Source organism: Variovorax sp. GW821-FHT10C12, assembly GCF_059415405.1.
Genome location: NZ_JBWKNE010000005.1, coordinates 91,442 through 117,801 on the forward strand (window position 1 = coordinate 91,442; position 26,360 = coordinate 117,801).

26 protein-coding genes are annotated in these 26,360 nt (G+C 69.6%); 8 read left to right on the forward strand and 18 right to left on the reverse strand.

All coding sequences use genetic code 11. From position 1 onward, the window contains the following. Positions 1–2: 2 nt before the first annotated feature. The 8 genes from AC07OH_RS21770 to AC07OH_RS21805 form a co-directional block, all read right to left on the reverse strand. Entirely contained in the window at positions 3–977 is a 975-nt protein-coding gene (locus AC07OH_RS21770; protein ID WP_495302084.1) for a tripartite tricarboxylate transporter substrate binding protein, read from the reverse strand. Beyond that, the gene (hpaE, locus tag AC07OH_RS21775) at positions 974–2,440 is read right to left on the reverse strand and encodes a 5-carboxymethyl-2-hydroxymuconate semialdehyde dehydrogenase (RefSeq protein ID WP_495302085.1); all 1,467 of its coding nucleotides are present in this window, start codon (positions 2,438–2,440) and stop codon (positions 974–976) included. The genes AC07OH_RS21770 and hpaE overlap by 4 nt, the downstream gene beginning before the upstream one ends. Before the next feature lie 37 nt (positions 2,441–2,477). Continuing rightward, positions 2,478–3,479: a Bug family tripartite tricarboxylate transporter substrate binding protein gene (locus AC07OH_RS21780; RefSeq protein ID WP_495302086.1), complete on the reverse strand. Its 1,002-nt coding sequence runs from the start codon at positions 3,477–3,479 to the stop codon at positions 2,478–2,480. Between the two features lie 35 nt (positions 3,480–3,514). Next, positions 3,515–4,285: a fumarylacetoacetate hydrolase family protein gene (locus AC07OH_RS21785; RefSeq protein ID WP_495302087.1), complete on the reverse strand. Its 771-nt coding sequence runs from the start codon at positions 4,283–4,285 to the stop codon at positions 3,515–3,517. After that, positions 4,282–4,917, reverse strand: a complete 636-nt coding sequence (locus AC07OH_RS21790) for a fumarylacetoacetate hydrolase family protein (RefSeq protein ID WP_495302088.1) — start codon at positions 4,915–4,917, stop codon at positions 4,282–4,284. Before AC07OH_RS21790 ends, AC07OH_RS21785 begins: the two co-directional genes overlap by 4 nt. Next, positions 4,914–5,351 carry a homoprotocatechuate degradation operon regulator HpaR gene (gene hpaR / locus AC07OH_RS21795; protein WP_056583837.1) on the reverse strand — a complete coding sequence of 146 codons (438 nt, stop codon included), beginning with the start codon at positions 5,349–5,351 and terminating at the stop codon, positions 4,914–4,916. The genes AC07OH_RS21790 and hpaR overlap by 4 nt, the downstream gene beginning before the upstream one ends. A gap of 87 nt (positions 5,352–5,438) precedes the next feature. Next, a complete protein-coding gene (locus AC07OH_RS21800; protein ID WP_495302089.1) occupies positions 5,439–6,443 on the reverse strand; it encodes a tripartite tricarboxylate transporter substrate binding protein in 1,005 nt (334 codons plus the stop codon). Then, entirely contained in the window at positions 6,440–8,140 is a 1,701-nt protein-coding gene (locus tag AC07OH_RS21805) for an FAD-dependent oxidoreductase (protein ID WP_495302090.1), read from the reverse strand. Before AC07OH_RS21805 ends, AC07OH_RS21800 begins: the two co-directional genes overlap by 4 nt. Before the next feature lie 74 nt (positions 8,141–8,214). Here AC07OH_RS21805 and AC07OH_RS21810 point away from each other — a divergent pair, with 74 nt between their 5' ends. From AC07OH_RS21810 to AC07OH_RS21820, 3 genes are read left to right on the forward strand one after another with little or no spacing between them, the layout of a single operon-like run. Next, positions 8,215–9,141, forward strand: a complete 927-nt coding sequence (locus tag AC07OH_RS21810) for a LysR family transcriptional regulator (protein WP_492682431.1) — start codon at positions 8,215–8,217, stop codon at positions 9,139–9,141. 23 nt (positions 9,142–9,164) lie between these two features. Continuing rightward, positions 9,165–10,556 carry a DNA repair protein RadA gene (radA, locus tag AC07OH_RS21815; protein ID WP_307696501.1) on the forward strand — a complete coding sequence of 464 codons (1,392 nt, stop codon included), beginning with the start codon at positions 9,165–9,167 and terminating at the stop codon, positions 10,554–10,556. 40 nt (positions 10,557–10,596) lie between these two features. Beyond that, on the forward strand, positions 10,597–12,114 hold the full coding sequence (locus AC07OH_RS21820; RefSeq protein ID WP_495302091.1) for a BCCT family transporter: 1,518 nt from the start codon (positions 10,597–10,599) through the stop codon (positions 12,112–12,114). Positions 12,115–12,240: 126 nt separating this feature from the next. On the opposite strand, the gene AC07OH_RS21825 is transcribed toward AC07OH_RS21820, so the two are convergent. Next, complete coding sequence (locus AC07OH_RS21825) at positions 12,241–12,696, reverse strand: hypothetical protein (protein ID WP_489060264.1); 456 nt, start codon at positions 12,694–12,696, stop codon at positions 12,241–12,243. Between the two features lie 172 nt (positions 12,697–12,868). Between AC07OH_RS21825 and AC07OH_RS21830 the strand changes: the two genes are divergently transcribed. Next, positions 12,869–13,258 carry a VOC family protein gene (locus AC07OH_RS21830; protein WP_495302092.1) on the forward strand — a complete coding sequence of 130 codons (390 nt, stop codon included), beginning with the start codon at positions 12,869–12,871 and terminating at the stop codon, positions 13,256–13,258. Continuing rightward, positions 13,246–13,674 (forward strand): glycerate kinase, encoded by a 429-nt coding sequence (locus tag AC07OH_RS21835; protein WP_495302093.1) that lies wholly within the window; start codon positions 13,246–13,248, stop codon positions 13,672–13,674. Before AC07OH_RS21830 ends, AC07OH_RS21835 begins: the two co-directional genes overlap by 13 nt. A gap of 33 nt (positions 13,675–13,707) precedes the next feature. On the opposite strand, the gene AC07OH_RS21840 is transcribed toward AC07OH_RS21835, so the two are convergent. Next, positions 13,708–14,700, reverse strand: coding sequence for a recombination-associated protein RdgC (locus tag AC07OH_RS21840; RefSeq protein WP_369630908.1), 993 nt, complete (start codon positions 14,698–14,700; stop codon positions 13,708–13,710). Positions 14,701–14,833: 133 nt separating this feature from the next. Between AC07OH_RS21840 and AC07OH_RS21845 the strand changes: the two genes are divergently transcribed. Continuing rightward, complete coding sequence (locus AC07OH_RS21845) at positions 14,834–15,787, forward strand: branched-chain amino acid transaminase (protein WP_153281132.1); 954 nt, start codon at positions 14,834–14,836, stop codon at positions 15,785–15,787. A gap of 8 nt (positions 15,788–15,795) precedes the next feature. Continuing rightward, positions 15,796–16,005 carry a zinc-finger domain-containing protein gene (locus tag AC07OH_RS21850; RefSeq protein ID WP_056583879.1) on the forward strand — a complete coding sequence of 70 codons (210 nt, stop codon included), beginning with the start codon at positions 15,796–15,798 and terminating at the stop codon, positions 16,003–16,005. Between the two features lie 49 nt (positions 16,006–16,054). On the opposite strand, the gene AC07OH_RS21855 is transcribed toward AC07OH_RS21850, so the two are convergent. From AC07OH_RS21855 to AC07OH_RS21880, 6 genes are all read right to left on the reverse strand, one after another. Then, a complete protein-coding gene (locus AC07OH_RS21855; protein WP_495302094.1) occupies positions 16,055–17,284 on the reverse strand; it encodes an O-antigen ligase family protein in 1,230 nt (409 codons plus the stop codon). 74 nt (positions 17,285–17,358) lie between these two features. Further along, positions 17,359–18,567 (reverse strand): ATP-binding protein, encoded by a 1,209-nt coding sequence (locus AC07OH_RS21860; RefSeq protein ID WP_493195526.1) that lies wholly within the window; start codon positions 18,565–18,567, stop codon positions 17,359–17,361. A gap of 16 nt (positions 18,568–18,583) precedes the next feature. Next, positions 18,584–19,306 (reverse strand): response regulator, encoded by a 723-nt coding sequence (locus AC07OH_RS21865; RefSeq protein ID WP_062476797.1) that lies wholly within the window; start codon positions 19,304–19,306, stop codon positions 18,584–18,586. A 202-nt stretch (positions 19,307–19,508) separates the two neighbouring features. After that, entirely contained in the window at positions 19,509–20,321 is an 813-nt protein-coding gene (locus AC07OH_RS21870) for a beta-ketoacyl synthase chain length factor (protein WP_495302095.1), read from the reverse strand. After that, the gene (locus AC07OH_RS21875) at positions 20,318–21,520 is read right to left on the reverse strand and encodes a beta-ketoacyl-[acyl-carrier-protein] synthase family protein (protein ID WP_495302096.1); all 1,203 of its coding nucleotides are present in this window, start codon (positions 21,518–21,520) and stop codon (positions 20,318–20,320) included. Before AC07OH_RS21875 ends, AC07OH_RS21870 begins: the two co-directional genes overlap by 4 nt. A gap of 155 nt (positions 21,521–21,675) precedes the next feature. Continuing rightward, positions 21,676–23,070 (reverse strand): AmpG family muropeptide MFS transporter, encoded by a 1,395-nt coding sequence (locus AC07OH_RS21880; protein WP_492743686.1) that lies wholly within the window; start codon positions 23,068–23,070, stop codon positions 21,676–21,678. 119 nt (positions 23,071–23,189) lie between these two features. On the opposite strand from AC07OH_RS21880, the gene AC07OH_RS21885 reads away from it, so the two are divergent. Further along, on the forward strand, positions 23,190–24,044 hold the full coding sequence (locus AC07OH_RS21885; RefSeq protein WP_495302097.1) for a M48 family metallopeptidase: 855 nt from the start codon (positions 23,190–23,192) through the stop codon (positions 24,042–24,044). A gap of 18 nt (positions 24,045–24,062) precedes the next feature. On the opposite strand, the gene AC07OH_RS21890 is transcribed toward AC07OH_RS21885, so the two are convergent. Together AC07OH_RS21890 and AC07OH_RS21895 are read right to left on the reverse strand one after the other, a co-directional pair. Continuing rightward, positions 24,063–25,025 (reverse strand): tripartite tricarboxylate transporter substrate binding protein, encoded by a 963-nt coding sequence (locus AC07OH_RS21890; protein ID WP_495302098.1) that lies wholly within the window; start codon positions 25,023–25,025, stop codon positions 24,063–24,065. Between the two features lie 40 nt (positions 25,026–25,065). Next, positions 25,066–26,316 carry a flavin-dependent oxidoreductase gene (locus tag AC07OH_RS21895; protein WP_495302099.1) on the reverse strand — a complete coding sequence of 417 codons (1,251 nt, stop codon included), beginning with the start codon at positions 26,314–26,316 and terminating at the stop codon, positions 25,066–25,068. Positions 26,317–26,360 lie beyond the last annotated feature (44 nt).

The following is a 26,360-nucleotide window of genomic DNA, read 5'->3' on the forward strand; positions in this document are numbered from 1 at the left end:
GGTCAGCCCTCGATCTGGATGTTGGCCTTGCGGATCACGTCGCCGTACTTCGCGATCTCGCTGCGGATGAACTCGGCAAAGCGCTCGGGCGTGCCCGACAGCGACGCGATGCCGCCCTTGTGGAAGGCCTCGGTCACGGCCGGCGATGCCAGCGCGCGGTTCACTTCGGCGTTCACGCGTTGCACGATGGCGTCGGGCGTGCCGGCCGGGGCCAGCAGGCCGTTCCACGAATTGGACTCGATGGCCACGCCCTGTTCGGCCAGTGTGGGTATCGTGGGCGCGTACTGCGAGCGCTGCGCGGTCGCCATGCCCAGCGCCACCAGCTTGCCGGCCTGCACATGGCCGCGGAACTCGGGCCAGTTGCCGAACATGACGGTCACCTGGCCGCCGAGCAGGTCGGCCAGCGCGGGGCCCTGGCCCTTGTAGGGCACGTGCACGATGTCCAGGCCCATCTGCAGCTTGAGCATTTCGCCCGACAGATGCGCCGAAGTGCCGTTGCCGAAGGAGGCGAAGCTCAGCGTGCCGGGCTTGGCCTTGGCCTGGTTGCGCAGGTCGGCCAGCGTCTTCAGGCCGCTGCCCGGGTGCGTGGCGAGCACGTGCTCCGACATGCCCATGAGCGCGACCGGGCGCAGGTCTTTCAGCGTGTCGTAGGGCAGCTTGCGCACCAGCGTGGGGTTGGCCGTGAAGCTGTTGGCCACGCACACGAAGCTGTGGCCGTCGGGCGCCGACTTGGCGACCGCGTCGACACCGATCACCGTGCCGGCGCCGGGCTTGTTCTCGACGATCACCGGCTGGCCCAGCGCCTTACCGAGTTCGAGTCCGACGAGGCGCGCGACGAAGTCGGTGGTGCCGCCGGGCGTGAAGGGCACGACGATGCGCACCGGCTTGGCGGGCCACGCCGTCTGCGCGCGTGCCAGTGCGGGCAGGGCCGCGAGGGCGGCTGCGCCTTGCAGGAGCGCGCGGCGTTGCAATGTCATGCCACGCCCCAGTGCGGAATGTGGTGCGAGCCCATCGACACCGCGATGTTCTTCGGCTCGCAGAACACTTCGTAGCTCCAGGTGCCGCCTTCGCGGCCCGTGCCCGAGGCCTTGGTGCCGCCGAAGGGCTGGCGCAGGTCACGCACGTTCTGGCTGTTGACGAAGCACATGCCGGCTTCCACGGCGGCGGCCACGCGGTGCGCCTTGCCGATGTTCTCGGTCCAGACGTAGCTGCTCAGGCCGTAGGCGATGTCGTTGGCCAGCTCGATGGCGTGGGCCTCGTCCTTGAACGGGATCAGGCAGGCGACCGGGCCGAAGATTTCTTCCTGCGCGATCTTCATGCGGTTGTCGACGTCGGCGAACACGGTGGGCATCACGTAGTTGCCCTTCTTCACGCGGTCGGGCAGGTTGGACGGCGCCTCGAGGCCGCCGCACAGCAGCGTCGCGCCTTCCTTCGGACCGAGCTCGATGTAGCTGCGCACCTTGGCCAGGTGGGCCTGCGAAATCATCGGGCCGACGATGGTCTTCTCGTCGAGCGGGTCGCCCACGACGATGCGTTTGGCGCGCTCGGCGAACTTCGCGGCGAAGTCGGCGTAGATCGACTGCTGCACCAGGATGCGCGAGCCGGCCGTGCAACGCTCGCCGTTGTTGCTGAAGATCATGAACACGGCCGCGTCGAGCGCGCGGTCGAGGTCGGCGTCTTCGAAGATCACGAAGGGGCTCTTGCCGCCCAGTTCCATGCTGAACTTCTTCAGGCCCGCGCTCTTCACGATGCGGTTGCCCGTGGCGGTGGAGCCGGTGAACGAAATCGCGCGCACGTCGGGGTGCGCCACCAGCGGCTCGCCGGCTTCCTTGCCGTAGCCATGCACGAGGTTCAGCACGCCGGCCGGAATGCCGGCTTCGAGCGCCAGCTCGCCCAGGCGCGCGGCCGTGAGCGGTGACAGCTCGCTCATCTTCAGCACGGCCGTGTTGCCGAAGGCCAGGCAGGGCGCGACCTTCCAGGTGGCCGTCATGAAGGGCACGTTCCACGGGCTGATGAGCGCACACACGCCCACCGGATGGAACAGCGTGTAGTTCAGGTGCGTGGGCGTGGGGTAGGTGTGGCCGTCGACGCGCGTGCACATCTCGGCGAAGTAGTAGAAGTTGTCGGCCGCGCGCGGAATGAGCTGCTTGCCGGTCTGCGCGATCACCTGGCCGCAGTCGTTGGTTTCGGTCTGCGCGATCTCGGGCACGTGCTTGGCGATCAGGTCGCCGAGCTTGCGGATGAGCTTGGCGCGCTCGGGCGCGGGCAGGCCGGCCCACTTGGGGAAGGCGGCCTTGGCGGCGGCCACGGCGGCGTTCACTTCGGCCTCGCCGCCCGAGGCGACTTCGGCCAGCACGTCCTGCGTGGCGGGGTTGACGGTTTCGAAGTAGTCGGCGCCTTGGACTGGCTTGCCGTCGATGAGGTGATGGATCTGTTGCATGGGCGTGGAGGTGTTGCGGCCTTGCGGCGGTGTGTCGTCAGTCGAGCTTGATGTCGCGCGCCTTGATCAGCGCGTGCCACTTCTTGCGTTCGGTGTCCACGAAGCGGGCCATCTCGGCGGCGTCCGTGGGGCGGGCTTCCCAGCCGGCGTCGTAGAGCTTCTGCTTCACGCCGGTGTCGTTCATGCTTTTCAGCAGGTCGGCGCCCAGGCGCGCCTGGATGTCCTTGGGCGTGGCGGCCGGTGCCACCAGCCCCTGCCAGGTGTAGGCCTCGACGGCGTAGCCGAGCTCCTTGGCCGTGGGCAGCTGGGGCAGCTGCGGCACGCGCTCGGACGACATGGCCAGCAGCGGGATCACCTTGCCGGCCTTCACGGCGCTGATGCCGCTGGGCAGGTCGAGCATCATCAGCGGCACCTGGTTGCCCATGAGGTCCTGCAGGGCCGGCGCGCCGCCCTTGTAGGGAATGTGCAGCAGCGAGACGCCGGCTTCGCGCTGGAACAGCTCGTAGGCCAGGTGGTGCGGGCTGCCGGTGCCCGGCGTGGCGATGCTGTACTTGCCCGGCGAGGCCTTGAGCGCCGCGATGAGCGCCTTGGCGTCGCTGAAACCCGCGCCCGGCGCGGCCGTGATGATGAGTGGCGAGCGGCCCATCATGCCGAGCAGCGCGAAGTCTTTCTCGGCGTCGTAGGGCAGTTTCTTGTAGAGCGCCGGGTTGTAGACCAGCACGCCGTTGTCGGCCGAGAACACGGTGTAGCCGTCGCCCGGCGAACGCGCCACGTTTTCCGACGCGATGATCGCGCCCGCGCCGGGGCGGTTGTCCACCGTGACGGGCTGCGCGAGCTGCTGCGAGAGCTGCGCGCCGGCCGTGCGCGCGAGGTAGTCGGTGCCGCCGCCGGCCGGGTAGCCCACGACCCAGCGCACGGGCTTGGTCGGGTAGGCCGAGGCGGTCTGTGCCGTTGCCGCGGATGCGAGCAGCAGCGTGGCGGCGCTGGCCGCCACGAAGGCGGCAGCAAGGCGGAAGGTCCGGGTTCTGGCGGTCGTCATGGCGGTGTGTCTCCGTTTTTCGGAAAGGGGTGCGGTCAGCGCGCGGCGATGGTGTTGACCAGCGCGCCGATGCCGTCGATCTCGGTCACGACCACGTCGCCCGGCTGGCAATCGACCACGCCGTCGGGCGTGCCAGTGAGGATCAGGTCGCCCGGCGACAGCGTCATGAAGCGGCTGAAGTACTCGATGAGGAAGGGCGCGTCGAAGATCATGTCGCGCGTGTTGCCCTGCTGCGTGACGGTGCCGTTCACCGTGGTGCGCAGCGCGAGCGCCATCGGGTCGGCCACGTCGGCCGCATCGACGAACCACGGCCCCAGCGGCGTGCAGGTGTCGCGGTTCTTCACGCGCAGGTTGGGGCGGTACCAGTTCTCGAGGTAGTCGCGAATGGCGTAGTCGTTGGCCACCGTGTAGCCGCCGATGAAGTCGTAGGCGTCGTCGCGCTTCACATGCTTCGCGGTCTTGCCGACCACGATGGCGAGTTCGCACTCGTAGTGCATGAACGTCACGTCGGCCGGGCGGTGCGTGAGCTGGCGGTGGCCGATGAGCGTGCTCTGGCCCTTGACGAACACCAGCGGTTCCTCGGGCGCCTTGAACTCCAGCTCTTTCGCGTGGTCGGCGTAGTTCAGGCCGAGCGCGAGGATGGTGCGCGGGCGCGCCGTGGGCGCGAGCGGCGGCAGCCACACGAGCTGCTCCTGCGGCACGACGCGGCCGTCTTGGAGCCGCACGGCGGCGTCGGCCTGGCCGTTGAGCTCGTGCGCGGTGCCGGTGTGCTCGCGGCCTTCGAAGATGACGTGTGCGTGCTTCATGCCGTTGCTTCCTTCACCAGCGTGTTGCTCAGGGTCTCGAACCCCGGCGCGGAGATGTCGATGCGGTCGCCGGCGCGGGCCAGCGGACGGCCCAGGTCGCACCCGAGCATCAGCACGTCGCCATGCGCCAGCGTCATGAACTCGCCCACGTCGGCGAGCAGCTGCGGCGCGGGGCGCACGAGTTGCGAGAAGTCGATCGACTGCTTGAGTTCGCCGTTGATGCGCACCTCGACGCGGAACTGCGCCGGGTCGGCCACGTCCTGCGCGTCGCGCAGCGCGGGGCCGATGCCCAGGAAGCCGTCGACGCACTTGAACTTCACCGGCGGGCGGAAAAAGCTCGCGTGCGGGATCGACAGGTCGTTCAGCAGCACGAAGCCTTCGATGTCGCCCTCGGCGCCGATCACCATGCCGATGCTGGCACCGACTTCCACGTCGGACACCGCGGCGGGCACGGTGACGGTGCTGCCGTGCGGGCTCCAGGTGTTGGCCGTCTTCACGTAGAGCACGGGCGCCTTCGGCGGTGCCTTGTAGGGTGCCTCGGTCATCTGCGGCGCGAGCGCCGCGGCCTCGGCGCGGAAGTTCAGCAGCGTGCCGTACACGGTGCCGGTGGGGAGAAAGGAGGAGGTGGTCATGGTTCGGGTTGCTCCAGCGCGATCAGTTCGTCCAGCAGGCCGTAGAGCTGCGTCAGCTTGGCCTTGCCCAGCGACTGTTCCATCCAGTCGTAGTGCGCCTCGATGCTGGTGCCCAGGCGCTTCACGAGCTTCATGCCGTGCGGCGTGGCCTCGACCACGGTGCGGCGCTGGTCGGCCGGGTCGCGGGCGCGGGTGATGAGGTTGTCGCGCTCCATGCGCGCGAGCACGCCCGTGAGGCTGGGGCCGAGGATGAAGGCCTCGCGTGCGACGCGGCCGGTGTCGACCGCGCCGTGCTCGCCGAGCACGCGCAGCACGCGCCATTGCTGGTCGGACAGCGCGTGCTCGCGCAGGCTGGGCCGCGTGTGGGCCATCACGGCTTCGCGGGCCTGCAGCAGCAGGCGCGGCAAATTGCGGTGCGTGAAGGTGGTGCTCAAAAGCTGTGCCTCTCAGAATTATTTAACATGTTAAATGAATGCCGAGAAAACACGCCTGCGGGATAACCCTTGCGGGCTTGTTGGCGCTCAGTCGATCGTCGTGCCCGAGGCGCGGATCACCCGGCCCCAGCGTTCGGTTTCGCTGCGGATGTAGGCGGCCAATTGCTCCGGCGCGCCCGCGCCGTGCGCGCCGGGCGCGGCCGGTTCGAAGCCCTCGTTCTCGAGCTTCTGGCGCAGCGCGGGCTGCGCGACGAGGCGGGCGATCTCCTGGCTGCAGCGGTCGATGAAGGCCTTGGGCGTGCCCGCGGGCGCGACCACGCTCTGCCACGCCACCGCCTCGAAATCGGCGGTGCCCGCCACGCCCGACTCGGCCACGGTCGGCACGGCGGGGAAGGTCGGCTGGCGCTTGCGCGAGGTCACGGCCAGCGCGCGCAGCTTGCCGCTGCGCACGTGCTGCAGGGCCGGCGCGATGTCGGTGAACATGAGCTGCAGCTGGCCGCCGAGCAGGTCGGTCAGTGCGAGCGCGCTGCCCTTGTAGGGCACGTGCACCATGTTCGCGGCGGTCGCGACCTTGAACATCTCCGCACCCAGGTGCTGCGGGCTGCCGTTGCCGGCGGAGCCGTAGCTCAGCGCATCGGGCCGCGATTTCGCGAGCGCCACCAGCTCGGCCAGCGTGGTCGCCGGCACCGACGGGTGCACCACCACCATCAGCGGCACCGCGCCGATGAGGCCGACCGGTGCGAAGTCTTTCGCGGGGTCGTACGAGAGCTTCTTGTAGAGCCAGGGGTTGATGGCGAGCGTGGTGCTGGTCGCGACCAGCAGCGTCGAGCCGTCGGGTGCCGCGCGCGCCACCTGCGAGGCACCGATGGCGGTGCCGGCGCCCGGCCGGTTGTCGACGATCACGGTGCGGCCCAGGGCGGAGCCCAGCTGCTGCGCGATCAGCCGGCCGAGCATGTCGGTCGTGCCGCCGGGCGCGTAGGGCACGACGAGGGTGATGGGCTTGTCACTTTGCGCCCGCACGAGGGCGGGGCCTGCGGCGCAGGCAGCGGCGGACAGGGCGCCCAGATGGCGCAGGGCATGGCGACGGTTCATTGGCTTGTCTCTCTTTCTTTTTCGGGTGTCGGTGCGGCCACTGCAGTGGCGCCGCGCAGCAGGTCGATCAGCGCGAGCGCGTCGGCCGGCACGACATGCCCGCGCCAGGCCACGTGCTGGTCGGGGCGCGAGATGACGAGCGGCCGGTCGTAGACCGCGGTGGTGGCCGAGGCGCGGATGTCGAGCGTGCGCAGCGGCAGGCCGCGCGCCGCGGCGGCGGCTTCGAGCGGCGCGACATCGATCGCGGGATCGAAGCGCAGCAGCGTGTAGCCCTCGCCGGGCATCGCCATCGCGTCGTACAGCGAGCGGCCGTCGTCCAGCCACAGATGCGGCGTGCGGCAGCCCGGCACGGTCGAAGGCGTGAACTCGTACATCGTGTAGGCGGGGGCGGCCTCGCCGTCGTAGGCGATGAGCGGCGAGCCGTCGTAGAAGTAGCCGAAGTTGAGGCCACCGCAGCAGTACTGCTGCACGTTCAGGTCGTACAGCGCCTGGCCGCGCGCGGCGCGCAGTGCCTCGCCTTCGGGCCCCGGTGCCTCGATGTTCTCGGGCACGCCTTCGCGCTGGCGCTGCAGCGCCAGCGCGTGGTTCATCGCGAACCGCGACACCTGCTCGGTGATCGGCTGGCGCTCGGCCTCGTGCGCCGCGAGCGCGCCCTCGGCCAGCCAGCCGTGCAGCCGGCCCGCGAGCAGCCACGAGAGGTTCATCGCATCGGCGATGCCGGCGTTCATGCCATAGCCCGCCATCGGAATCCACAGGTGCGCCGCGTCGCCGCAGATGAACACGCGACGGTCGCGGAAGCGGTCGGCCACGAGCCGGCGACCCACCCAGTCTTCGTTGGAGATCACTTCGTAGTCGAAGTCGTCGCCCACGCCCAGGATCTGGCGGATCGCCCAGTCGCGGTCGATCGAGTCGAAGTCGGTCTCCTCGGGCAGCAGGTAGTTGTGCAGCAGCCAGGTCTCGCGCCCGTCGATGGCGTACACGTTGCCGCAGCGGCGCGGGTTCAGCGCGAAGGTGGCCCAGGCCGGCGGGTGCTTCAGCAGGCCCAGCAGCGCGGGCGCGCGAAAGTACGTCGACTGCACGCGGCCCACCACGTCGGTGCCGTGCAGGCTGGCGCCGATCTTCTTGCGCACCGTCGAGCGGCTGCCGTCGCAACCGACGAGGTACTGGCAGCGGATGCGCACCGCGCGGCCGTCGTCCAGGTCCACGCCCGTGGCCCACACGCCCTCGTCGTCCTGCTCGAAGTCGTCGATGCGCGTGCGGTTGCGGATGCGCAGGCCGGGCGTGCCCTCGGCATGCGCGAACAGCACCGGCTCCAGGAAGATCTGGTTGATGCGGTGCGGCGGCTCGGCCGTGGGCCACCAGGTGTCGGGGCCGCCGGTGGCGGTGTAGCGGTCGCGGCGCGCGGGGATCGGAATGCGCGACAGCTCCATGCCCGTCACGGCCGTGCGGTAGGCCACGTCGTTGGGGTAGTCGGCCGGCAGGCCTGCGTCGCGCAGCGCCTGCGCCACGCCCAGGCGGCGGAACACCTCCATCGAGCGCGCCGCCACGTGGTTGCACTTCACGTTGGGCGGCTCGCCACGGTGGCGGATCTCGGTCATCAGCACGTCGATGCCGCGTTGCGCCAGGTCGATGGCCAGCGTCAGCCCCACGGGGCCGGCGCCGACGATCAGCACCTGGGCTTGCAGTTGCTCGGTCATGGGTCGCTTGTCTCCAGATTCTTGTGAGGCGCCATTACAGTGCCGAACCGGCTCGCGGAAAAAGTGAAACTTTCATGGCCATTCATAAAAAACCGTTATCAATGCGCGGCGTGCCCTCGGTGCGGCAGCTGCGCGCGTTCGCGGCCGTGTACCACAGCGGCCAGCTGTCGAGCGCGGCGGCGTCGCTGTCGCTGACGCAGCCGGCCGTCAGCGTGCTGTTGCGCGAGCTCGAAGCGCGGCTCGGCGTGCGCCTGTTCGACCGCACCACGCGTTCGCTGCAACGCACCGAGGCCGCGAACGAGGCCATCGCCTATGCCGAGCGCGTGCTGGCCGAACTCGATGCGCTGGGCACCGGCATGGCCGAGCTGGCGGCGGGCCGGCGCGGGCGCGTGCGCATCGCGGCCACGTCCACCATCGCGCAGACGCTGATGCCCAAGGCCCTGCGCCGCTACCTCGACCTGCATCCCGACGTGAAGGTGGCCATCGAAGACTGCGCGCCGGGGCAGTTCGTGGAGAAGGTGCTCGGCGAGCAGGTCGACTTCGGCGTGGGCACGCTGCAGGCGCGCACGCCGGGGCTGGACCAGCGCGTGTTCGTGCACGACCACCTCGCGGTGATTGCCGACCGCGACCTGCGCCTGCCCGGCACCGACCGCATCACCTGGCGGCAGCTCGCGGGCCATCCACTGATCACGGTCAAGCCGGGGTACGGCGTGCGCAGCAGCATCGACATTGCCGCGGCAACCGCCGGCGTGCGGCTGGACATCGCCTACGAGGTGACGCTGCTGACCACGGCGCTCGCGATGGCGGCCAGCGGCCTCGGCCCGGCGCTGCTGCCGGCGTCGATCCTCGCGCACGCCGACCACACGCGGCTGGTCGCGCGGCGGCTCATGCGTCCGACCGTGGCGCGCAACATCGCGGTCGTGACGCGGCAGGGCCGATCGCTGTCGCCGGCCGCGGCGGCGTTCGCGGACCTGCTGGTGCGCGAATTCGCCATCGCCTGAACCGCGCCCCCTAAACTCGCTGCATGGCCAAGGACAAAACAACTTTCGTCTGCAGCGAATGCGGCGGCACCAGCCCCAAGTGGCTCGGCAAATGCCCGAGCTGCGGTGCATGGAACACACTCATCGAACAGGTCGCCGGCGCGGCCAACGGACCGGCCAACAACCGCTTCGGCACGCAGTTCGCGTCGCTCGCGGGCGCGTCTGAACTCGCCACGCTGTCGGAAATCGAAGCGACCGATATCGCGCGCACGCCCACCGGCATCGACGAACTCGACCGCGTGCTCGGCGGCGGCATCGTGTCGGGCGGCGTCACGCTGATCGGCGGCGACCCGGGCATCGGCAAGTCGACGCTGCTGCTGCAGGCGGTCGACGCGCTGCAGCGTGCAGGGCAGAACGCGCTGTACGTCACCGGCGAGGAAAGCGGCTCGCAGGTCGCGCTGCGCTCCCGGCGACTCGGGCTCGATCACTCGCAGGTGCAGGTGCTGGCCGAGATCCAGCTCGAAAAAATCATCGCCACGCTCGATGCCACGCGCCCGGCCATCGCGGTGATCGACTCCATCCAGACCGTGTACTCCGACCAGCTCACCTCCGCGCCCGGCTCGGTGGCGCAGGTGCGCGAATGCGCGGCGCACCTCACGCGCTTTGCCAAGACCAGCGGCACGGCCGTGGTGCTGGTGGGCCACGTCACGAAAGAGGGCGCGCTTGCGGGCCCGCGCGTGCTCGAGCACATGGTCGACACGGTGCTGTACTTCGAAGGCGACACGCACTCGAGCTTTCGCCTCGTGCGCGCCATCAAGAACCGCTTCGGCGCGGTGAACGAGATCGGCGTGTTCGCCATGACCGAGCGCGGCCTGAAGGGCGTGACCAACCCGAGCGCGATCTTCCTGAGCCAGCACGCCGAGCCCGTGCCCGGCAGCGTGGTGCTGGTCACGCTCGAGGGCACGCGGCCGATGCTGGTGGAAATCCAGGCGCTGGTCGACAACGGCGGGCCGAGCCCGCGCCGCCTGTCGGTGGGCCTGGACCGCGACCGCCTCGCGATGCTGCTGGCCGTGCTGCACCGCCACGCCGGCGTGGCCTGCATGGACCAGGACGTGTTCGTCAACGCGGTGGGCGGCGTGCGCATCAGCGAGCCCGCGGCCGACCTGGCCGTGATGCTGGCCATCACCTCCAGCCTGCGCGGCAAGCCGCTGCCCAAGGGCTTCATCGCCTTCGGCGAAGTCGGCCTGGCCGGCGAGGTGCGGCCTGCGCCGCGCGGCCAGGAGCGCCTGCGCGAAGCCGCCAAGCTGGGCTTCAGCGTGGCCGTGGTGCCGAAGGCGAACGCGCCGCGCAAGGGCACGAAGGAGATCGAGGGCCTGACCATTCACCCGGTCGACCGCATCGAGGAAGCGATGGACGTGGTGCGACGGCTCGACTGACGCGCACCCGCACGACAACACCCCCACCAGGAGACCCGCCATGCAACTCATCGTCTCCGCCGGGCTGATCGCCGTGGTCGTGCTGTGGGGGTTGATCTCTCCCGCGTCGCTCGACCGCGTGTTCAGCACCGCGCTCGCCGACATCACACGCAACTTCGGCTGGTTCTACCTGTGGGTGGTGCTCGGGCTGGTGGTGCTGGCCGTCTTCCTGGCGTTCAGCCGCTTCGGCGACCTGAAGCTGGGCGACGAGGACGACGAGCCCGAGTTCTCCATCGGCGCCTGGTTCGCGATGCTGTTCGCGGCCGGCATGGGCATCGGCCTGGTGTTCTGGGGCGTGGCCGAGCCGATCTCGCACTACGCGAACCCGCCGCCCGGTGTGATCCCCGGCACGCCCGATGCGGCCGGCGTGGCCATGCGCTACGCCTTCTTCCACTGGGGGCTGCACCCCTGGGCGATCTACGGCATCGTCGGCCTGTCGATCGCCTTCTTCAGCTTCCGCCGCAAGGCGCTGCCGCTGGTCAGCTCGGCCACCGAGGCGCTGCCGTGGCGCTTCGTGCAGCGGCTGTCGCCAGCCTTCAACGTGCTGGCCGTGGTGGCCACGGCCTTCGGTGTGGCGGCCTCGCTGGGCATGGGCGCCACGCAGATCAACAGCGGGCTGCACGCGGCCTTCGGCGCGGACATCGGCCGCTGGACGCAGGCGGTGATCATCGTGGTGACGACGGTGCTGTTCATCACCTCGGCGGTCACCGGCGTCGAGCGCGGCGTGAAGTGGCTGTCGATGGGCAACCTGGTGCTGGCGGCGCTGCTGGCGCTCACGGTGCTGGTGGTCGGGCCGACCATCGCCATCGTCGAGACCTTCACCAACACGCTGGGCTCGTACCTCGCCGAGTTCGTGCGCATGAGCCTGCGCATGAACCCGTTCCGCAACAGCTCGTGGGTGGCCGACTGGACGCTCTTCTACTGGGCCTGGTGGCTGGCGTGGTCGCCGTTCGTGGGCCTGTTCATTGCGCGCGTGTCGCGCGGCCGCACGATCCGCCAGTTCATCCTGGGCACTGTGATCGCGCCCACGCTGGTGGGCTTCGCGTGGTTCTCGGTGTTCGGCGGCGCGGCGCTCAACTTCGAGATCTTCCAGGGCGTGCCGCTGGTCGAGTCGGTGAAGGCCGACGTGTCGACCACCATGTTCGTGATGTTCAAGGCGATGCCCATGGGCGGGCTGCTGTCGATCGTGGCCACGCTGCTGGTGTTCGTGTTCTTCGTGACCTCGGGCGATTCCGCGACGCTGGTGCTGGGCATCATGAGCACGAAGGGCAATCCGAACCCGCCGGCCCGCGTCAAGATCACCTGGGGCGTGCTGGTGGCGGCGATTGCGCTGAGCCTGCTGTTCGCGGGCGGCATCAAGGCGATACAGACGGCGACCATCGTGTTCGCGCTGCCCTTTGCGTTCGTGATCCTGCTGATGGCGCTGTCGGTCACGCTGGCCATCCGCGACGACTGGAACGCCGAGCAGAAACGCGAACGCGAGCTGCGACGCAAGATGCGGCAGCTCGTGAACTGGTGAACCGGCAAGCCGAAGAAAAAAATGCCCGGCGCGTGGTGGACGCGCCGGGCAGACCCTCCCTACCTTCCCTGGCCTCCCTGGCCTCCCTGGCCTCCCTGGCCTCCCTGGCCTTCTCTGATTCGTTGCTTAGCTTCCGATGTGCATCGTGAACGCCGGCCCGTTGTTGAGCACGCACTGGCCGCTGCCCAAGGTGGCGGAGTTCATCGTGTACTGGCAACTCAGGTTGCCGCCGCGACTGCCGGTGGCGTTCGCCACGCCGGTGGTGCGCGAGCCGGCCACGCGGGTCGCCTCTCCCTGAAACTGTTCGGCGCCGATCTGCGCATTGAAGTGGCCGCGGCCGTTCATGTCGTTGGTCACCGTGCCCCCGACGGCGCCGTAGCGCGCGGCTTCAGCATTCGACGGATAGAGCCGCGCGCTGAAGGTCTGTGACACAGGCCCCGGTGCGACGGCGTAGCTCTGCTGCGACGGCGCGATGGGAGCGGGTTGCCCGAGCGGCACCACGTAGCAGCCGCTGAGGACGGTGCCCGCGAGTGCGGCGGCAAGGGTGAGTCGAACGATGCTGACGGAGCGCTGGATGTTCATGCGTTTCTCGGTGGCCCGGGCAGATGCCCGTGCGGCGAAATGTGCCCGCACCCATCGCCGCACCCTGCGCTTTTCGGGGTGAGTACCGCTTTCTGCGCCCGGCGGTAGCCACGGTCGCTACTGCGGCGCGGTCGGGGCTGCACAATCGCGGCCCGTTTCCCGCTGTCGCCGAATGAAATCCACCGTTCCCCCCATTGCCGCCGTCATGGTCCACGTCACCGATGTGAACGCCGCACTGCGCTGGTACGCCGACGCCTTCCCCGATGCGGTGCCGCTGTCGATCGGCTCGCCGGCTTTCGAGTGCCTGTCGGTCCACGGCGTGCTGCTGGAGCTCGTGCCGGCCGATGCGAAGGTCGGCGCCGGTGCTTGCGGCTCGGTCGTGTACTGGAACGTCGCCGACTTCGATGCGGCGCTGGCTCACCTCGAGGCGTGCGGCGCGCCGCTGTACCGCGGCCCGCTGCGGCTGGAGGGCGACGAACACATGGCGCAGGTGCGCGACCCCTGGGGCAACTGCATCGGCCTGCGGGGGCCTTCCACCGGGCGGCGACAATGCGCCCCATGAATTTCCAGAAATTGCTGGTGCCCGTGGGGGCCGTCGTTCTCCTCGGCTTGTCGTGGCACCAATACGGATGGGGCGGCGTGGCGTTCGCCGGCGGCGCCATCGTGATGTTCCTGCTGATGCACTTCAACCGCACGATGCAGGTGCTCAAGCGGGCCGCCGACCGGCCCATGGGCACGGTGGCGAGCTCCGTGATGCTGAATGCCAAGCTCAAGCCCGGCGTGACGCTGATGCACGTCATCGCGATGACGCGCGCGCTCGGCGAGCTGCGCTCGCCCGAGAACGAGCAGCCCGAGCTGTACCGCTGGACCGATGCCGGCGGCTCCTACGTCGACACCGTGTTCAACGGCGGCAAGCTGCAGAGCTGGACGCTCACGCGGCCCGAGACGCCGGTCGACGAAGAAACGCCCGCGGCCTGAAGGCGGCGCGGGCGCTTCGCCTGATTCAGAACCTCAGAACGGCGCGTCTTCTTCTTCGGGCGTGTCGGCCTGCGTTGCAGGTGCGGTGGCTGCAGCCTTCGGCGCTTCGTCCGGCGGTGCCGCCGAGAACGCCGCCTCGCCGCCCAGCGCGTCGAGCAGCGCCGGCACCAGTTGGCCGAGTTCGCCGGTCGCAATCGCCACGTCGGCGTCGAAGTTGTCTTCCTTCTTGCCGCCCGCCGCGCCGTCGCCCGTGCCTTCGAGGAAGGTGATCTTGCGGATCAGCAGGCCGTGCGTCAGCTCGAAGGACACGCGGTCGTCCCAGGTGAGCGCCAGGCGCGTCGGGCGCTTGCCGTCGGTGATGTGCTGCTTGACCTCGTCGATGTCCAGCGCGTGCTTGGCGTAGCGCACCACGGCCTTGGAGTCGTCGGAGGCCTTGAGCTCGCACTCGCGGTCGATGCTGAAACCGGCCGGCGGCTCCTGCGTCAGCAGCCAGTTGGCCATGGCGGCGGCCGGCTCGATCTGCGTGTTGATCAGCGCCACGGCAAAGCCGTCGAGCGACTTCACGAGGCTGGTGACCACTTCGTCGGCGCGCGCCGCATTGCCGCAGTTGATCACGAGGCGGTTCTCGGCCTTGTCGATCCACACCGTCACGCGCGCGCTGCGCGTGAAGGCCATGGGCAGCAGCTCCAGGGTGATGTCTTCCTTGAGCTCCTTCTTTTCCTTCTTGCCGGGCTTGCGGCCGGTGGTCGTCTCGATCTGGGCGCAGCGCTCGTCGAGCTTGCGGCGCACCACGGAGCCGGGGACCTGCTTGCTCTCGATCATGTACTCGACCAGCCACTGGCCGTCGATGGACTCCACCAGCGGGCCGTTGGCCTCGCCGCGGGGCTCGACCCAGCCGGCGGACTTTTCCTGCGAGGGGCCGCAAGGCACGAAGCGTTGCTTGGCCAGCCCTTCTTCTGCCTCGGTCAGTGATTGGGACCAGGCAGGTTCGATGCGATAGACGATGACGTTCTTGAATACGGACACGGGAACCCTTTTTCCACTGGTTGGCACAACCGGCCATTGTCGGGTACTGGGTTCCGGGCTCCGCCGTAAAATCGAAAGCTTTTGCGACTTCCCCCCGGGTCGCACCCCACACCGCTCCCAAAGGAATCAGGAAATGAGCTCGATCCCCCCCTCGCTGGACGACCGTGACGGCAAGATCTGGATGGACGGCGAACTCGTGGACTGGCGCGACGCCAAGATCCACGTGCTCAGCCACACGCTGCACTACGGGTGCGGCGCCTTCGAGGGCGTGCGCGCCTACAAGACGGCCGACGGCGGCACGTCCATCTTCCGCCTGGCCGAGCACACCGAGCGCCTGTTCAACAGCGCCAAGATCCTGCGCATGAAGATCCCGTTCTCGCAGGAACAGCTGAACGAAGCCCAGAAACAGGTCGTGCGCGAGAACAAGCTCGAAAGCTGCTACCTGCGCCCCCTCATCTGGATCGGCTCCGAAAAGCTGGGCGTGAGCCCCAAGGGCAACAAGATCCACGCCATGGTCGCCGCCTGGTCCTGGGGCGCCTACCTCGGTGAAGAAGGCATGCGCCGCGGCATCCGCGTGAAGACCTCGAGCTACACGCGCCACCACGTGAACATCACGATGACGCAGGCCAAGTCGGTGAGCAACTACACCAACTCGATCCTGGCCAACATGGAAGCGCTGGACGACGGCTACGACGAAGCGCTGCTGCTCGACGCGAGCGGCTTCGTGTCGGAAGGCGCGGGCGAGAACGTGTTCGTGGTCAAGAACGGCGTGGTCTACACGCCCGACCTGTCGGCCGGCGCCCTGAACGGCATCACGCGCAACACGATCCTGCACATCTGCAAGGACCTGGGCATCGAACTCGTGCAAAAGCGCATCACGCGCGACGAGGTCTACATTTCCGATGAAGCCTTCTTCACCGGCACCGCTGCCGAAGTGACGCCGATTCGCGAACTCGACCGCATCGAGATCGGCAACCGCGGCGACGGCGGCTCGCGCGGCCCGGTCACCGAGAAGATCCAGTCGGCCTTCTTCGACATCGTGAACGGCAAGAATCCCAAGTACGCCCACTGGCTCACGAAGGTCTGAGAGAAAACATGTCCACCAATGCAGTCGTCGAACTCCTCGCGAAGGAGCTCAATCACCAGGGCGGCGTGTTCTGCCCCAGCCCCAAGGCCGACATGAAGCTCTGGAACGGCCACCCGAAGGTCTACCTCGACGTGGCGCGCACCGGCGAAGCCAAGTGCCCGTACTGCGGCACCGTGTACCGCCTGAAGGCGGGCGAGACCGTGTCCAGCCGCCACTGAGCGGCCAGGCGGAAAAAAGAAACCGGCCCTTGCGGCCGGTTTTTTCGTTTCAGCTTGGCCGGGCCCGCGGCCACAGGCCGCGCCACGGATCGGGGTCCTGCGATTCCTGCGCCAGCCGCAGGTAGACCATCGCGATCCACAGCACGGCCAGGCCGATCTGCGCGTCGCGCATCGCCGAGTTCACGCTCGACGCGATGAGCGCAATGAGCGTGGCGGCCAGCGCGTAGCGGCCGGCGATGTCGGGCCGGCGCCAGGCCTGCCAGACGGCGACGAGCATGATCGCCAGCAGGCTCAGGATGCCCGGGATGCCGCCTTGCGCGCCCACCCAGAGGAAGTCGTTGTGCGGCATGTTGGAGTCGGCGAACAGCGCCGGGCCGCGCTTGTGCCACTGCTCGGTCCAGCCGCCGATGCCCCAGCCCGCGACGGGCTGGTCGGCGATCATGGCGCCGGTGTCGCGGTACATGTAGTAGCGGATGATCCAGCTGCCGTGGAACACGGCGCCGGTCTGCGCCTTCTCGAGTTCCTCGATGCCGGTCTCGACCTTCTGCTGCAGCTGCGGCAGCTGGTACAGGCCCGCGCCGATCACCACCGCGCCCAGGATCAGCGCGGCCGACAGCGCCTTCAGGTGGTTCTTCCACTGGTGCAGGCAGACCACCGGAATCACCAGCAGCAGCGCGAGCACCGAGGTGCGCGACGTGAGCGGCAGCGCGACGACGGCGCCCAGCCCGAGCACGAGCGCAAAGGCCGGCAGCGCGCGCCAGGGGCGGTGCCCGGCGATCTGCGACAGCCCCCAGACCGCGGCGCTGGCCGCGACGATGCTGAACAGCAGCGCGTTGCTGATCGACTTGTTGCCCACCTCCATCACCACGCCGCGCAGCGCGCCCGGCACCGGAAAGCCCAGGCTGTAGTGCAGCACGATGAGCGCGATGTTGAGCGCCGCGATCAACAGGAAGCCGCGCAGCGCCCACAGCGCCTCCTCGCGCGTGAGCGCCATCGCCATCAGGAAGGTGAGGGCGATGCGCAGTCCGTGAAACAGGTTGGAAGGGGTCTCGGGGTAGTGCGGCCGCACGGCCAGCACGATGAAGGTCCATGCCACGTAGGCGACCACCGGCCACCACAGCGGGTTGGCGCGCAGCCGCGCATAGCGCTCGCGCAAGCCACCGCCCACCAGCAGGGTGAGCAGCAGCACGATGGCCGACAGGTAGGTGACGCCGACCGGCATGAACACCACCAGCCCCCAGAACATGGCCGCGGGCCGAACGATGTGCGATCTCTGCATAGGGGCGGGATTTTAGGTGCGGCCCCTCGGCCGAACCTGACTTGCCCCTGCGCGCCGGTTGCACCCGAAGGCGCTCAGTGCGCTGCGGCGGCAGGGCCCTTGGCCGGCAGGCGGATCACGAAGCTCGCGCCGCCACCCGGCCGGTCTTCGCACTGCACCGATCCGCCGTGGCGCTCGGCGATCGACTTCACCAGCGCCAGCCCCAGGCCGACGCCGCCGTTGCGCTCGCTGGCGCCCGGCAGGCGGTAGAAGGGTTCGAAGATGCGTTCGCGCAGCGCCGCCGGCACGCCCGGCCCGCGGTCGTTGACGCGCACCGTGGCGTAGCCGCCGGCGCTGCCGAGTTCGACGCTGATCTCGCCCGCGCCGTAGCGGCGGGCGTTCTCGAGCAGGTTGCGGATCGCGCGGCGCAGCAGGCGCGACACGCCCGGCACGGTGAGCGTCGCGTTGTCGGTGCCTTCGGCCAGGTCGAGCTCGGCGTTGACCTGCGCGCACTCTTCGGCGGCCAGGCCCGTCAGGTCGACGGCTTCGATGGTGCCCATGTCGGCCTCGCTGGCGTCGAGCCGGCTGGCCAGCAGGATCTCGTCGATGAGCTGGTCGAGCTCGCCGATGTTGCGCGAAATCTCTTCGCGCGCCGTCGGGCTCGGCCGGTCGCCCATGAGCTCCAGGCCCATGCGGATGCGGGTGAGCGGCGAGCGCAGTTCGTGCGAGGCGTTCGCCAGCAGCGACTTGTGCGAACGCACCAGCTGTTCGATGCGTTCGGCGGAGGCGTTGAAAAGTTTGGAGAGATCGGCCACTTCGTCTTGTCCTTCCTCGGGCACGCGCGCCGACAGGTCGCCCTCGCCCCAGCGCTGCACGCCGCGCTGCAGGGTTTCGAGCCGCTGGGTGATGCGCCGCACGATCGGGTAGACGCCCAATGCCACCGCCACGCCGACCAGCGCGATCATCCAGCCCAGCCCGAACGGGGTGCGCCAGGGCGCGAAGCCGCCGGTGCCGGTGGGGCGCTCGCGCGGCGCCACGCGCAGCGTCATGTCGCGGCCGTCGCTCAGCTGCACGTCGAACTCCAGCCCCTGGCCGGGCACGCGCATGGCCTTGCCGGTGCCGATGGTGCGGTCCTGGCTGTCGAGCACGACCACCTCGCGCGGCACGGGCGCCAGGCGTTCGCGCTCGGCCTCGGCGGCCACGCGCACGATCCAGTTGGCCATCAGCGTGAGGATGACCACGCCGCCGACCACCGCGAGCCAGATGCGGACGTAGAGGTGGCGGCGGTAGAGGCTGCGCAGCATCGCGGGGCGGTCCGGGTCAGTCTTGCTGCTTGGCGAAGACGTAGCCCACGCCGCGCACCGTCAGGATGCGCTTCGGGTTCTTCGCGTCGACCTCGATGGCCGCGCGGATGCGGCCCATGTGCACGTCGATCGAGCGGTCGAAGGCCTCGAGCTCGCGGCCGCGCACGGCCTCCATGATCTGGTCGCGCGTGAGCACGCGGCCCGCGCGCTCGGCCATCGCCACCAGCAGGTCGAACTGGTAGGAGGTGAGGTCGGCCAGCGCACCGGCCACCGACACGGTGCGCGCGTTGCGGTCGATCTCCAGCGTGCCGAAGCGCATCACCGTGGAGGCTTCGGCCTCGGTGGCGTTCTCGCTGCGCCGGCGCAGCACGGCGCGGATGCGTGCCAGCAGCTCGCGCGGCTCGAAGGGCTTGGGCAGGTAGTCGTCAGCGCCGATTTCCAGGCCGATGATGCGGTCCATCGGGTCGCCCTTGGCCGTGAGCATCAGCACCGACACCTTGGCCAGCGGGCCGGGCAGGGCGCGGATGCGGCGGCAGACCTCGAGGCCGTCGGTGTCGGGCAGCATCAGGTCGAGGATCACCAGGTCGGGCGCGTGCTGCTGCAGCTGCTCCAGGCCGGTGGCGCCGTCGCCGGCGTGGTTGAAGGCGAAACCCGACTGCGTCAGGTACTCGCCCACCATCTGCGCCAGGCGGGCGTCGTCTTCGATCATCAGGAGTTGGGGGGTGCTCATGCGCTTCATGGTCGTTCACCGGGAGCAAGCGGGCTTGAACGCTCCGTAAAGTTGGGTAAACGCAGCATCGCCCTGTCAACCTGGATCGCTGCGAAAAACATAGCGCCTCGCCCAGGTTGCGTGGGCGCCATGCGGCAATGATGACGTACCGGGGCGCGACTCGCGCGGTTCGTGTGTGTCAACACGCACCGCCGACCCCGGCGGGGGCCGGTCAGCCCGCGGCCTGCAGGCGCAGCCGCAGGGCCAGCGCGGCCGACAGCGGCAGGTCGATGGGCGCGTTGGCGCTGCCCGGGGCCTGGGCCAGCGCCTCGAACAGGGGCAGGGCGTCGGCCATCGGGTTGATGTCCTTCAGCGTGGCGGCGGCGGCCGAGCGCGGCGCGGTCACCGCACCGTCGCCGACCAGCGACCAGTCGAGGCTGGCCACCGTGCGGGCCGTGCGCTCGGGTGCGATCACCAGCGCCACGGCCAGCAGGCCGCGGCTGTCGGTCACCGAGGCCAGTGCGCCGACCGTGGGGGCGTCGTAGCCCACCAGCAGCACCGGTGTCTGGTCGGCCGCGCACTGCACGGCTGCTTCGAGCAGGCCGGCGGCAAAGCTGTGGCCGTAGGCCGAGACGGCGTTGCTGGCCGCCATGCAGCCGGTGCCGATGGTCCAGTAGCCCACGGCCGCGTTGTGCACCGAGTTGTGGAACTTGGTGGGCGACAGCATCTTCGGGTCGCCCGCGAGCGTGCTGCACATGTAGTCGTTGATCGACAGGTCGCCGTGCGCCGAGGTGAACACGCAGGGCACGTCGGCCGCATTGCGGTCGGCACCTGCGATGGCCGCGGCGGCCACTTCGAGCGCCAGCGCCACGGTGTCGGGCGCTCGGCGGCGCTCGGCGGGGGCCAGCACCTGCGGCGAGGGCCGCTTGGCGGGCGGATCGGCCAGCGCGCCTTCGCCGCGGAAGGCCGCGCGCGCGGCGTCCCAGCCGGGCAGCGTGGGGGTCCAGAAGGCGGGGCCTTCGATGTAGAGCGTGGGGGTGCTCATGCCGTCACCGCCTTGCCGAAGACCAGCGCGCAGTTGTTGCCGCCGAAGCCGAAGGAATTGGACAGCGCGTAGCGCACCTCGCCCGTCGCGGGTTCGAGCTTGATCTGCGGGCCGAAGCCTTCGTCCAGCGTGCGCGTGTTGACCGTGCCCGGCATCAGGCCGCGCTCGATCGCCAGCAGGCAGACCACGGCTTCGACGATGCCCGCGGCGCCCAGCGTGTGGCCCATGAAGCCCTTGGTCGAGCTGGCGTGCGTGCGCGCCGGGAAGCGGCGCGCCACCAGCGCGCCCTCGACCTCGTCGTTCTTCTGGCTCGCCGTGCCGTGCATGTTGATGTAGTCGATGGCGTCGGCGGCCAGGCCGGCGCGCGCCAGTGCGTCGTCGAGTGCGCGCTCGGCGCCCAGGCCCTCGGGATGCGGCGTCGACATGTGGTGCGCGTCGCTGGCCTCGCCGTAGCCCAGCAGCTGCGTGGCGTTGTCACCGGCCTGCACGCGCTCGACCAGCGCAAAGCCGGCCGCCTCGCCCAGGCTGATGCCCTTGCGGTCGGCATCGAAGGGGCGGCAGGGCTCGGTGGAGACCAGTTCGAGCGAGTTGAAACCGAACAGCACGCTGCCGCACAGCGTGTCGGCGCCGCCGACCACGGCCGCGTCGGCCAGGCCCAGACGGATCAGGCGCTCGGCCGAGGCGAACACCTTGGCGCTGGACGAGCAGGCGGTGGAAATCGTCTCGCTCGGGCCGTCGATGCCCAGCACCTGCTGCACGAACATGGCCAGCGAATGCGGCGTGTGGACGGCCGCGCGGCGCTGGTCCGGCGGAAAGTTGCCGTCGGCGTCGAGCTGCGTGTAGGCCAGTTCGGTCTCGCCGATGCTGGCCGTGGAGGTGCCGAGCACCAGCGCGATGCGCGTGGCGCCGTACTTCTGGCGCGCGGCCGCGACCGCCTCGAGGAAGCCGTCGGCCTGCAGGCCCAGCCAGGCCAGCCGGTTGTTGCGGCAGTCCCAGAACGCGGCCGACTCGGGCAGGCGGACGTCTTCCAGGCCGTCGACGCGGCCGATCCAGGTCGGCAGCGGCGCCTCGCCGAAGTCGTTGGCGCGCAGGCCGCTGCGGGAGTGTGCGAGTGCGTCGGCGTGCGCTTCCTTGCCGACGCCGACGGCCGAGGTGGCCGTGTAGGCACTGATTTGAAGGGGAGAAATTCGGGACGGCACGATGGATGTGGGGGCAGGCGACAGGCGAAAGGGCGTCGGCGACAGAAGAAAAAGCGGGAAAGCGCAATTTTCACGCAATGAATGTCGCAGCCTACCAGCGTTGCGTATCAGGTTGCGTCGGCTGTTTCCTATAGATGACAGCTCCGGCGCGGGCCCTATTGACGCTCGCCGTCGCCTGTGCGGGCCGCCATGCGCGAGGCCAGCGCCACCAGCAGCAGCACCGGCACGCCCAGCAGCGCGGTGGCGGTGAAGAAGGTGCTGTAGCCGTAGGCGTCCACAAACGCGCCCGAATAGCCGGCGATGAACTTCGGCAGCAGCAGCATCAGCGAGCTGAACAGCGCGTACTGCGTGGCCGAGTAGCTGATGTTGGTCAGGCTCGACAGGTAGGCGATGAAGGCCGCCGAGGCGATGCCGCCGGCCAGGTTGTCGGCCGAGACCACGGCGATCAGCGCCGTCAGGTCGTGGCCGCGCGTGGCCAGCCAGGCGAACAGCAGGTTGCTCGCGGCGCTCAGCACCGCGCCCAGCATCAGCACCCGCATCACGCCCAGGCGCATCGACAGCACGCCGCCCACGAAGGCGCCCACCAGCGTCATGATCACGCCGTAGATCTTGCTGACCGTGGCCACCTGGTCCTTGGTGAAGCCCATGTCCACATAGAAGGGGTTGGCCATGATGCCCATCACCACGTCGCTGATGCGGTAGATGGCGATCAGCGCGAGGATCAGCGCGGCCTGCCACTTGTAGCGGCGGATGAAGTCGGCAAAAGGCTCGATCAGCACGCTTCGCAGCCATTCACCTGCGTTCTTCGCCTTCGGCAGCGCGCGCCGCACCGGTTCGGGCGACAAGAGCACCGTGAGCACGCCCACCGCCATCGAGGCCGCCATGACGAGGTAGGCCGTCTTCCAGGCGCCGTTCTGGTAGGCCGCCGCGCCGGTGACCGCCACGGCGGGCGCCACCTCGGCCCAGGCCGCGACCCACAGCACGCCGGCGCCGGCCCAGATCATCGCGAGCCGGTAGCCCGTTTGATAGGCGGCGGCCAGCGCGGCCTGCTTGCGCGTCTCGGCCGATTCGATGCGGAAGGCGTCCAGCGCGATGTCCTGCGTGGCCGAGCCGAAGGCCACCAGCAGCGCGCACCAGATCAGCGGCTGCAGCCCCAGGCGCGGGTCGTTCATCGCCATGCCGACCAGCCCGACGATGACCATGCCCTGCGCCAGCAGCAGCCAGCCGCGCCGGCGCCCCAGCAGCGTGGTCAGCGGCGGCAGCGGCAGCCGGTCGACCAGCGGCGCCCAGACCCACTTGAAGCCATAGGCCAGCCCGACCCAGCTCAGGTAGCCGATGGTGGTGCGGTCGATGCCCGCCTCGCGCAGCCGGAAACTCAGCGTGCCCAGCACCAGCAGCAGCGGCAGGCCGGCCGAGAAGCCCAGCGCGAGCATGCGCAGGGTGGCGGGTTCGAGGTAGACCTTGAGCGCGTCGCGCCAGGGCAGCGCGGCGCTCGCGGGGGCTTGGGTGGGTTCGGCGGGCGGTGCGGACATGAGTGGGGGATTGTCCATGAGTGCCGCCCGGCCGCCCGAAGGCACTCGCACCGCAGCCGAAGGCGGAGGTTTTCGTGGAGTGTTGGGGACATCGACGCGCCCACTTGTCTTCATTTGTTCCTATCATCCGGGCACCTATGTGCACACGATGCGAACGCCCCCTTTCCGCCCTCTCCGAAGCCTCGGCCTGGAACCCGCGCCGGGCCTTCCTGCTGGCCGCCGCCGGTGCGGCGCTGAGCGCGCCGGCGCTGGCGCAGGTCAACGTCGGCAATGCCTCGGTGGCGCGCAACCTCGTGCCTGCTGAGCAGATCGAGGCGGCCGGCGTGCAGCAGTACGGCCAGCTGCTCGAACAGGCACGCGCCAAGGGCGCGCTGGCCGGCGACGGCAACGGGCAACTGCAGCGGCTGCGCACCATCGCGCAGCGGCTCATTCCCTTCGCCCTGCCGTGGAACAGCCGGGCGCGCGAATGGAAGTGGGAGGTCAACCTGATCGGCAGCAAGCAGATCAACGCCTTCTGCATGCCCGGCGGCAAGATCGCCTTCTTCACCGGCATCCTTGAGCAGCTCAAGCTGAGCGACGACGAGGTCGCGATGGTCATGGGTCATGAAATGGCGCACGCGCTGCGCGAACACGCCCGCGCGCGCATGGCCAAGAGCGCCGGCACCGGGGCGGCGCTGTCCATCGGCGCGCAGCTGCTCGGCTGGGGGCAGGTCGGCGACCTCGCGGCGCGCGCCGGCACGCAGCTCATCACCCTGAAGTTCAGCCGCAGCGACGAGACCGACGCCGACCTCGTGGGCCTGGAGCTCGCCGCGCGCGCGGGCTACGACCCGCAGGCCTCGGTGTCGCTGTGGAAGAAGATGGCCACGGCCTCCAAGAACCAGGGCGGCCTGAGCTTTTTGTCGACCCACCCGAGCGGGCCGGACCGCATCGCCAAGCTCGAGGCGAACGTGCCGAAGGTCGAGAACCTGTACCGGGCGGCTGCGCGCAAGTAGCTGCGCTTCCCGCCGCGCTCAGTCGGCGGTGATGTTCCCCTTCTTCACCACCGTCGCCCAGCGCTGTGCGTCCTTCTGGATCAGCGCGCCGAACGCCGCCGGCGTCGAGCTGGCGGGCACCATGCCCTGCGACTCGAAGGACTTCGCCACCTCGGGCGATTTCAGCACCGCGGCGATCTCCGTGTTGAGCCGCGCCACCACGTGGGCCGGCGTGCCCTTGGGCGCGAGCACGCCGTACCACATGTCGACGTTGTCGGCGGTCACGCCGGCCTCGGCCAGGGTGGGCACGTCGGGCAGCTGCGGCAGGCGGTGGCTGCTGCCGGTGGCGAGCGCCTTGAGCTTGCCGGCCTGGATGTGCTGCAGCGCCACGTGCACCGGCAGGAACATCGCGTCGATGCGCCCGCCGAGCAGGTCGGTGACGGCGCCGGCCGTGCCCTTGTAGGGCACGTGCAGCAGGTCGGTGCCGGTGCCCTGCATCAGCAGCGCCATCGACAGGTGGTGCGGCGTGCCGACGCCCGGCGTGGCGTAGGTCAGCTTGCCGGGGTTGGCCTTGGCGGTGGCCACCAGCTGCGCGAGCGAGCCCGCCTTCTGGGTGGACGGGTTGGTCACCAGCAGCAGCGTGCCCCACGAGGTCTGCGACACCGGCGTGAAGTCGGCCACCGGGTCGTAGGCGAGCGACTTGTACAGGCCCTTGTTCATCACCAGCGTGTTGACCTGCACCAGCAGCGTGTAGCCGTCGGGCTTGGCGCGCGCCACTTTCTCGCTGCCGATGTTGCCGCTGGCGCCGGCCAGGTTCTCCACGATCACCGGCTGGCCGAGCACGGCGGGCAGGCGGGCCGAGAGCTGGCGCGCGATCAGGTCGATGCCGGTGCCGGGCGTGTAGGGCACCACCAGCGTCACCGGCTGGTCGGGCCAGGCATGGGCCACGGCGGCGCTGGCCGCAACCAGCAGGGTGGCGAAGGTCTTGCTCAGAAATTTCATCGTGTCTTGTCTCCGTCTTGTTCGGTGAATGTGCAGTCGCTCAGAGGTACGACGCACGCGCCTTCAGCGCCGCCGGGTCGTAGCCGGCCACGCGCTTGTAGTGGTCCGAGATCGCCTGCAGCTCCTGCTGCGTGACGATCGCGTCGAGGTTCTCGACGCGCTGGCCGCCCGAACGCTCGAACACCTCGCGCAGGATGGTGTCGGGCGGGTTGCTGCGGTTGGTCAGCACCACGTCGGTGGTGGCCTTCACGCGCACGCGGTCGTAGGTCTCGAGCGCCGCGGTGCCCACGCCTTCGTGCTTCATCGCACCGGCGAGAAAGCGCGCGTCGATGATCGCCTGGCCCGCGCCGTTGGAGCCGCGCGGCACCATCGGGTGCGCGGCGTCGCCCAGCAGCGTGAGGCGGCCGTGGCTCCAGCGCGGCAGCGGGTCCTGGTCGACCATCGGGTACTCCAGGATGGTGTCGGAGGCCAGGATCAGCGCGGGCACGTCGAGCCAGTCGAAGTGCCAGTCGGCGAAGGCGGGCAGGAAATCCTCGAGGCGGCCGGCGCGGCTCCAGTCGCGCATCGCGGGCTGGGGCGCGTGGATCTCGGCCACCCAGTTCACGAGCTGGCGGCCCTGGTCGTCGATGTCGTTGCGGATCGGGTAGATCACCATCTTGCCGACGGTGAGCCAGCCCGCGCGCACCATGCTGCCGCCCGAGAGAAAGGGCTTCCAGGCCGCGGTGCCGCGCCACATGTTGATGCCCGAATAGCGCGGCGCGCCCTCGTTCGGATACAGCTGCTTGCGCAGCGCCGAGTGGATGCCGTCGCAGCCCACCGCGACCGCGCCGCGCACCGGCGCGCGGCCATCGGCGAAGTGCACCGTCACGCCGTCGGCGTCCTGTTCGACGCCGGTGCAGCGGTGGCCGCAGCGCACGCTGTCGGGCCCCAGGCGCTTCAAGGTTTCGTTCAGCAGCACGGTCTGCAGGTCGCCGCGGTGGATCGAGTACTGCGGCCAGTCGTAGCCCGCGTGCTGGCCGGCGGGCTCGCGGAACACCAGCTGGCCGTGCTCGGTGAAGAAGACCGCCTCCTGCGTGCGCACGCCCACGGCGTCGAGCGCGTCGAGCAGGCCCAGCTCGGACAGCTCGCGCACCGCATGGGGCAGCAGGTTGATGCCCACGCCGAGCGGGCGCAGTTCGGGCACGGCCTCGTACACGCGGCAGGCGATGCCGGCCTGGTGCAGGCTCAGGGCGAGGGTCAGGCCGCCGATGCCGGCGCCGAGGATGATGACTTCGTTGGGTGCGGTGCTCATGGGGTCCGTATTGGGACCGCAAACGAGACATATGGGAAATTTAG